This window comes from Fructobacillus ficulneus (assembly GCF_001047075.2).
Taxonomy (GTDB): domain Bacteria; phylum Bacillota; class Bacilli; order Lactobacillales; family Lactobacillaceae; genus Fructobacillus; species Fructobacillus ficulneus.
Map to the genome: position 1 here is coordinate 68,769 of NZ_DF968005.1, position 7,430 is coordinate 76,198.

Genomic DNA, 7,430 nt, shown 5'->3' on the forward strand with positions numbered 1-7,430 from the left:
TTTTTGATTTGACCGAACGGATTAAAACCTTAATGCGGGCAGCGATTGCTCGGCAGGTGCCGGATAACATTACGGCCTTGCTGGTTACAGATTTAACGAGTCCAGATCAAAAAATTGCCGCAGCGGCATTAGAAAATAAAAAGGTCAGCGATGACCAAAGTAAAAATAGTCATACCCAAGCAGGAGGAGAAGACTAATGGAACAAGGAACGATGATTGATCACCGCTACCGGATAGTACGTCCTCTCGGTGGCGGTGGCATGGCTAATGTCTACCAAGCCTTTGATACGTATTTAAACCGTGATGTTACCCTTAAAATGATTCGTCTGGATTATCGTGACCAGCCGGATGCAGTTGAACGGTTTCAACGAGAAGCTAAGGCAGCCACGGCCCTGATTAATGAACACATTGTTCAGGTTTATGATGCAGGTGAATTTAATGGCTCTTCATACCTCGTGATGGAATACGTTGATGGGATGGATTTGAAAAATTATATTCAAGAACATTTCCCAATTCCGTACCAACAGGTTGTTGATATCATGGAACAAATTTTGGCTGCGGTGGAAGTTGCCCATGAAGCTGGAATTATTCACCGTGATTTAAAGCCACAAAATATCCTCGTTGACCAAAACGGCCAAATTAAAATCACTGATTTTGGCATTGCGACAGCAATCCGGACGAATACCTTAACTCAGGCTCACCAGGTCATTGGTTCAATCCATTACCTGGCACCGGAATTGCCAATTGGTCAACGAGCATCATTCCGTTCAGACTTGTACGCCTTAGGGGTGATCTTGTATGAACTATTAACCAACCAGGTACCTTACCAGGGTGATACACCTGACCAAGTAGCTTACATGCACGGCAACATGCCCATGCCTTTTGTGAGAGACTTCGATTCTGATATCCCACAACCCTTGGAAAACGTAATTTTGCGGGCGACCGCTAAGAACCCAGAAGACCGGTATGTCTCAGCTGCTTCAATGGCGGAGGACTTGAAGACCTCACTATCGAAAAGACGGGCACACGAAGACCGATTTGTGCCGGTTACGTCCGACGAAACGCGGATTGTTGACACTGATTTGGCTGACCGTCCTTACGTGGCGGACCCCGAGGTCTTAACGGACCCCGAAGAAGGTAAGTCTGTCACTGATCAAATCATCGACTATGCTAAGCAAGGTGACTCTGTTGCCACAATTGCTGCCAAAGTTGATCGGACACCGAAGTATGTTCGCCAAGTGTTGGCTAAAAATGGTATCAAATACAAGTCCGGTAAGAAGATTGCGGTAGCTTTGTTGGCCCTTGTCTTGTTTTTGGGTGGTGTTGCCGGTGTAGCCTACTACGCGGGTAATTATGTTTCTGTTCCCGATGTTTCCAACATGTCTGCAAGTCAAGCGGAATCAAAGCTATCGGATGCCGGCTTGTCGACGACAAGTCCAACCTATACGACTTCGAAGACGGTCTCTAAGGGGGATGTCGTGAAGACTAAGCCAGGGTCTGGTTCAAAGGTCCAAAAAGGTAAGTCAATCCAACTGGTGATTTCTTCTGGTGGTGATACGGTTTCCTTGTCTGACTTTACTGGTTGGACTTATGGGGATGCGGCCTCACAGCTTAATAGCCAAGGCTTTACGGTTAAAAAGAAAACCCAGTCAAGCAATGATGTCCCAACTGGTGAGGTGATTTCACAATCTGTTAGTGCGGGTAGTTCTGTTGACCCAAGTCAGACAACGGTTGTCTTGACGGTTTCAACTGGTGCTGCTAAGGTTGATTTGCCAAACCTGGTTGGTCAGAGTCAAGGTGATGCCATTAATTGGGCAAACCAAAACCATGTACAATTGAGCTTTACTAATCAGAGTTCAAACCAACCGAATGGTCAAGTAATTGCCCAGGATACAATGCCTGGCTCACAATTCTCGACGAATAAGACACTGTCTTTGACGATTTCGACTGGTAATAGTAGCAATTCGTCATCGTCATCTTCAGCATCATCCTCATCTTCACAATCTTCAGCAGCATCATCCTCATCGACAAAGCAGAATTAAACTTTGTTTTTGAAGGAATGGCTGATTAATCAATTGACAAAAACAAGCAAGATTTCTTTTTGAGATTTTGCTTGTTTTTTTTGATTTTCATCGTGGTGGGACAAGCTGATTTTGCCCCAAGTATGCTATACTAAGCCTATGAAAACAGGAAGAATTATTCGGTCTTTGGCCGGTTATTATGACATTATGCAAGCGGACGGGACGATTGAACGGACCCGGGCGCGTGGACAATTTCGTCAACAAAATCAAAAGCCTTTGGTCGGTGATTTTGCTGACTTTGAATCTGAAAATGGTGAGGGCTTTATTTGGGCCCTTCATGACCGGGAAAATGAATTAGTGCGACCACCAATTGCTAATATTGATTTAGCAATTGTCGTGACTTCAATCGTTGAACCGGCCTTTTCACAAAACTTATTAGACCGACAACTGGTAGCCTTAGAAGCTGCCGGGGTTCGGCCACTTTTGTATTTTTCAAAATTGGACTTACTGTCTGCTGAAGAACAGGCAGCTTTTCAAGCGACGGTAATGGAATATCGGGCGATTGGTTACGATGTGGTTTTGTCAACGGATGACGTACAAGCAGCCTTTCAACCATTGTTAGCAGATAAAGTTGTCGTGGCGATGGGTCAAACTGGTGCCGGTAAATCAACCTTGCTAAATGTTTTAGCACCGGAATTGAAGCTAACAACGGGTGAGGTTTCCAAGGCGCTTTCACGTGGAAAGCACACGACCCGTCAAGTCTCATTGATTCCGGTACCGGCCTATCAAGCACTAATTGCCGATACACCAGGATTTTCGTCGTATGAAGTCTTTGATTTCCCCGTTGAAAAATTGGGGGACTACTTTCCTGAGATTAAAGCAGTCAGTGCCGGTTGCCGGTTTAGGACTTGTTCCCACTTGAACGAACCCGGCTGTGCCGTCAAAGAGGCTTTAGAGCTTGGCAGTATTTCCCAGGCACGGTATAATAGTTATGAACTATTCTATCAAATCATTAAAGGAAAGCGACCAGTCTATCAAAAGTCTAGTCAAAAGTGGCGTCAGTGAGGTTAATCGGTCATACCGATTGATTTTGGCGCATGAGAAAGAGGAAAAAACATGGCAGGAATTATTGCACCATCAATTTTAAGTGCAGATGTAACAAAGTTGGGTGAAGATGTCGCCTTGGTTGAACAAGCCGGCGCTAAGTACCTACACGTTGATTTAATGGATGGATCATTTGTACCATCAATGGCCTATGGTCCAGCTTGGGTTAAGCAATTGCGTCCCCAAACTGATTTGTTCTTAGATGTTCACTTGATGGCTGTTCACCCTGAAAACCATGTTGAAGAATTAGCTGAAGCCGGGGCTGATTTGATCGGTGTTCACGTTGAAGCAACTCCTCATATTCACCGCGTTTTGCAAATGATTAAGGCTGCCGGTGTTAAAGCTGAAGTCGTTATCAATCCTGGAACACCCGTTTCAGCCATTGTGCCCGTCTTGAGCATGGTTGACCAAGTCTTGGTTATGACTGTTAACCCTGGCTTTGGTGGCCAAGCCTTTTTGCCAGAAATGGTTGAAAAGATCAAGGAACTGTCAGCTTACAAGGCTGAAAATGGTTTGGACTTTGATATCGAAGTTGATGGTGGAATCAATGATAAGACCATCGTCTTGACGGCTGCAGCTGGTGCCAACGTTTTCGTTGCCGGTTCATATGTCTATGACAAGAAGGACCCAGCGGCTAAGGTTCAACAATTGATGGATTTAACAAAATAATTAATTTTAAAGCTAAGTAAAACAAAACACGTTTTACTTGGCTTTTTTCAGAGCCAGGAGGATAGACATGTGCGAGTAAATATTTTAGCTGGTGGACCAACAGAATTTTGGCCGGATGACTTATTTGACCAACCGGGGACGTGGCTTGGTGCTGACCGAGGTGCCTGGTACTTAAAAGAAGCAGGAATTGAATTTGATTTGGCGGTGGGTGATTTTGATTCACTGTCAACAGCCGAATTTGCCGATTTAACGGCTCATTTAACCGATACGGACGTTCGACGCTTCCCACCGGAGAAAGACTTCACAGACACCCAATTAGCCATAAAAACGGCTGCTGACCTTGGTGCCGATGAAATTAAGGTCTACGGGGCAACCGGCGGCAGACTAGACCACCTTTTGGCCAACTTAACCTTTCCGGCTATGCCGGGGTTTGCCGAAATTGCAGAGCGAGTCGAATTGGTTGACCAACAGAATTCCGTGACCTATTTATTGCCTGGTGAAAAGGCGGTACGCCAGATTTCCGGGATGAAATATTTAGGGTTTATGCCATTGGGTATAGTTGACAATTTGAAAATTTTAGATGCGAAGTACACGTTGACACAGCCGAAAAGTCGCGCTATAATGTGGTCATCGAATGAATTTATCAACGAATTGGTACACCTATCATTTGAGACGGGTATCATCGTTGTTACGCAAAGCAAAGATGGAGGTAGCTAATGGCTGTCACAGCAATTACTGATTCAAATTTTGAACAAGAAACATCTACCGGTGTTGCAATTACCGATTTTTGGGCAACTTGGTGTGGTCCTTGCAAGATGCAGTCACCCGTTTTAGACGCTTTGTCAGAAGAAGATAGCGCCAAGGGCATTAATTTTTACAAAGTTGATGTTGATGAAAACAAAGAAACTGCATCTAATTTTGGTATCCGTGCTATCCCAACCTTGGTCGTAACTAAGGACGGACAAGCGGTTGAACGGATTACTGGTTTCCATAACAAAGAGCAATTAGCTGAAATTTTGCAGAAATACGCTTAATTTCTTGTCAAAGGCTCTCCAATCTGGTAAAATATTGTATTGTTGACAAGAAGAGCATGAACAATACCTCGGCTCGGATAGGAGGGTCAGACATGGCAAAAGATGCAATTACTGGTGCACGCACCCGTTTTGGTAATCAACGTTCACACGCCTTGAATTCAAGTCGTCGTAGCTGGAAGCCAAACTTGCAAAAGGTTACTGTTAAGATTAACGGTTCCGCACCTAAGAAAGTTTACTTAACAGCACGTACTTTGAAGGCCGGATTAAAGAACGGTTCGATTGAACGTGTATAAAAACCACCACTTTACGGTGGTTTTTTTATTTTAAAAGACAAATTTTCTCGGCTAACTTATTTTTAAATTTTTATATTTTTTAATAAAAAGTGTTCGAATAGAACCTTAGTCCAGAACATGGTAAAATAGTAGTAACGTAATAAAGAAAGGAACGTGGAGCACTTGCTCCACAACAACGTCATGGCAATTAAGATTCAAACTCAAAATGGTGAGATCAAAGTTGAAAACGATGTAATCGCATCGGTTGTTGGTGGAGCAACTATTGCCAACCCTGGTGTGGTTGGCATGGCTTCGCGGTCTGCTTTACGCGACGGGATGAACCAAATCTTAAACCGTGAGAATTACGGCCGTGGGGTCGTGGTCTCGCAAACAGAGGCGGGCGTAACCGTTGACGTCTATATTGTTGTGCAATATGGCATGAAGTTAGCAGATATCTCAGCTTCCGTTCAACGGAAGGTCAAGTATTATCTGGATAGTTACTTAGGCATTCAGGTTCCTGAAGTCAATGTAATTGTGCAAGGAATTGAAACCAAGGATTAACCAAATGACTGCAGAAAAAATCATGACCATCACGGGTGCCGATTATGGCAAGATGGTCAACGCCGCCGCGGCAAAATTAACCGCCAATGCGGAAAACATCAATAAATTAAACGTCTTTCCTGTTCCAGATGGTGACACTGGAACAAACATGGCCATGTCGATGGCTTCAGGGGCTCAATATGAGCGCGATGCCAAAGATCAGCAAGTAGGGGCCTTGGCGAAAGCGACATCGAAAGGGCTCTTAATGGGGGCCAGAGGAAACTCTGGCGTTATCCTTTCACAAATCTTTCGTGGGATGGCCGATTCATTAACTGGTAAGGATAACTTGTCTGCCCGTGACTTGGCTGATGCCTTGATGATGGCTGCTCAGGTTGCCTATAAGTCAGTGATGAAGCCAACTGAAGGGACAATCTTAACCGTTATCCGTGAAGCTGCAGTTGCAGCTGACCAAGCTGCTAATGATGGACAAGATTTACCAACGATGATGGCAACGGTTGCCGAAGCTGCCCAAGTGGCCCTTGATAAGACACCGGACATGTTGCCAGTCTTGAAAGAAGTTGGCGTTGTCGATTCAGGTGGTCAAGGTTTGGTTTTGGTTCTTTCCGCTTTTTCTGACGTTTTGTCAGGAACTGTTTCAGAGGAAAACTTGCAAGCTCCTGACAATGCGGAATTGGACCAAATGGTTTCAAAGTTGCATGCGGGTGCTCAGGCGAACGAATCATTACGACCAGAAGATATTAAGTACGGTTACTGTACCGAAGTGATGGTCGAAATTGGTAAAGGAACGACTGTTGAAAAGCCGTTTGATTATCAAACGTTCTACGATTATATTGCCGAACGTGGTGACTCACTTTTGGTTATTAACGACGATGATGTTGTTAAGGTGCACGTCCATACCGAAGATCCAGGGGCTGTGATCCACTGGGGTGGTGAATTTGGCTCATTAGTTAAGGTTAAGGTCGACAACATGCGCGACCAACAACAGGCCGTGATTGATGAACAAGCTGCCCAAGACAAGGCTGAAGTACCAGCTGTTCCACAAAAGCCTGTACCAGCTGTGGCGGTCTTTGCCGTTGCTGGTGGAGCCGGAATTGCTGAATTGTTTGAATCATTGGGTGTTTACCGAGTTATTACTGGTGGGCAAACGATGAATCCTTCAACAGCAGACTTTGTTGAAGCGATTGAAGCATCAGGTGCGGAAGCTGCCGTTATCTTGCCTAATAATTCGAACATTTTCTTGGCAGCTGACCAGGCCAAGGACTTGGTTGATGTGCCGGTGGCTGTTGTCAAGTCACGGACTATTCAACAAGGGTTAACAGCCATGCTCGGCTACAATCCAACTGCACCAGTTGCTGATAACGAAGCAGCGATGACGGAAGAACTGGCAACAGTTGTTTCTGGTCAAGTGACTCAGGCGGTTCGTGATACGACTTTGAATGGTCAAACAATCCAAGATGGTGACTGGTTGGGTATTATTGATGGTGATATTAAAGTTGTGGGCCAAAAACTTTTGGCAACAACGACTGATATGTTAGCTGAAATGCTCGATGAGGATAGTGAAATTGTTACCATCATTACTGGTAAGGATGCCAAAAAGAAGGACATCAAGGCTTTGACTGAGGCAGTTGAAAATCTTGACCCCGATTTGGAATGTGAAGTTCACGAAGGTGGACAAGACCTTTACCCATTCTTGCTTTCAGTTGAATAAGAATAATTTCTTTATAAATAATGGCTACAAAATAAAAAAACCAACCGTAAGGTTGGTTTTTT

General features: G+C 44.6%; 9 protein-coding genes. All 9 read left to right on the forward strand.

Annotated features, from left to right (window positions below; genetic code table 11):
- A partial coding sequence (locus AOQ29_RS07710) for a hypothetical protein (protein WP_158530752.1) occupies positions 1-197 on the forward strand: 197 nt, incomplete at its 5' end.
- Positions 197-2,041, forward strand: a complete 1,845-nt coding sequence (pknB, locus tag AOQ29_RS05040) for a Stk1 family PASTA domain-containing Ser/Thr kinase (protein ID WP_061993427.1) — start codon at positions 197-199, stop codon at positions 2,039-2,041. The genes AOQ29_RS07710 and pknB, both read left to right, overlap by 1 nt.
- 138 nt (positions 2,042-2,179) lie before the next feature.
- Positions 2,180-3,085: a ribosome small subunit-dependent GTPase A gene (rsgA, locus tag AOQ29_RS05045; protein ID WP_061993428.1), complete on the forward strand. Its 906-nt coding sequence runs from the start codon at positions 2,180-2,182 to the stop codon at positions 3,083-3,085.
- Positions 3,086-3,136: 51 nt separating this feature from the next.
- Complete coding sequence (rpe, locus tag AOQ29_RS05050) at positions 3,137-3,793, forward strand: ribulose-phosphate 3-epimerase (protein WP_061993429.1); 657 nt, start codon at positions 3,137-3,139, stop codon at positions 3,791-3,793.
- A 69-nt stretch (positions 3,794-3,862) separates the two neighbouring features.
- On the forward strand, positions 3,863-4,510 hold the full coding sequence (locus AOQ29_RS05055) for a thiamine diphosphokinase (RefSeq protein WP_061993430.1): 648 nt from the start codon (positions 3,863-3,865) through the stop codon (positions 4,508-4,510).
- Positions 4,510-4,827, forward strand: a complete 318-nt coding sequence (gene trxA / locus AOQ29_RS05060; RefSeq protein ID WP_061993431.1) for a thioredoxin — start codon at positions 4,510-4,512, stop codon at positions 4,825-4,827. Before AOQ29_RS05055 ends, trxA begins: the two co-directional genes overlap by 1 nt.
- A 92-nt stretch (positions 4,828-4,919) precedes the next feature.
- Positions 4,920-5,120, forward strand: a complete 201-nt coding sequence (rpmB, locus tag AOQ29_RS05065; protein ID WP_047974341.1) for a 50S ribosomal protein L28 — start codon at positions 4,920-4,922, stop codon at positions 5,118-5,120.
- A 180-nt stretch (positions 5,121-5,300) separates the two neighbouring features.
- Positions 5,301-5,660: an Asp23/Gls24 family envelope stress response protein gene (locus AOQ29_RS05070; protein WP_061993432.1), complete on the forward strand. Its 360-nt coding sequence runs from the start codon at positions 5,301-5,303 to the stop codon at positions 5,658-5,660.
- Between the two features lie 4 nt (positions 5,661-5,664).
- Positions 5,665-7,368 (forward strand): DAK2 domain-containing protein, encoded by a 1,704-nt coding sequence (locus AOQ29_RS05075; RefSeq protein ID WP_061993433.1) that lies wholly within the window; start codon positions 5,665-5,667, stop codon positions 7,366-7,368.
- Positions 7,369-7,430 lie beyond the last annotated feature (62 nt).

What these genes read in the sequence shown, in the direction of transcription:
- pknB (WP_061993427.1), top strand. Translation starts at nt 197, where the DNA reads ATGGAACAAGGAACGATGATTGATCACCGCTACCGGATAGTACGTCCT.
- rsgA (WP_061993428.1), top strand. Translation starts at nt 2,180, where the DNA reads ATGAAAACAGGAAGAATTATTCGGTCTTTGGCCGGTTATTATGACATT.
- rpe (WP_061993429.1), top strand. Translation starts at nt 3,137, where the DNA reads ATGGCAGGAATTATTGCACCATCAATTTTAAGTGCAGATGTAACAAAG.
- trxA (WP_061993431.1), top strand. Translation starts at nt 4,510, where the DNA reads ATGGCTGTCACAGCAATTACTGATTCAAATTTTGAACAAGAAACATCT.
- rpmB (WP_047974341.1), top strand. Translation starts at nt 4,920, where the DNA reads ATGGCAAAAGATGCAATTACTGGTGCACGCACCCGTTTTGGTAATCAA.
- AOQ29_RS05070 (WP_061993432.1), top strand. Translation starts at nt 5,301, where the DNA reads ATGGCAATTAAGATTCAAACTCAAAATGGTGAGATCAAAGTTGAAAAC.
- AOQ29_RS05075 (WP_061993433.1), top strand. Translation starts at nt 5,665, where the DNA reads ATGACTGCAGAAAAAATCATGACCATCACGGGTGCCGATTATGGCAAG.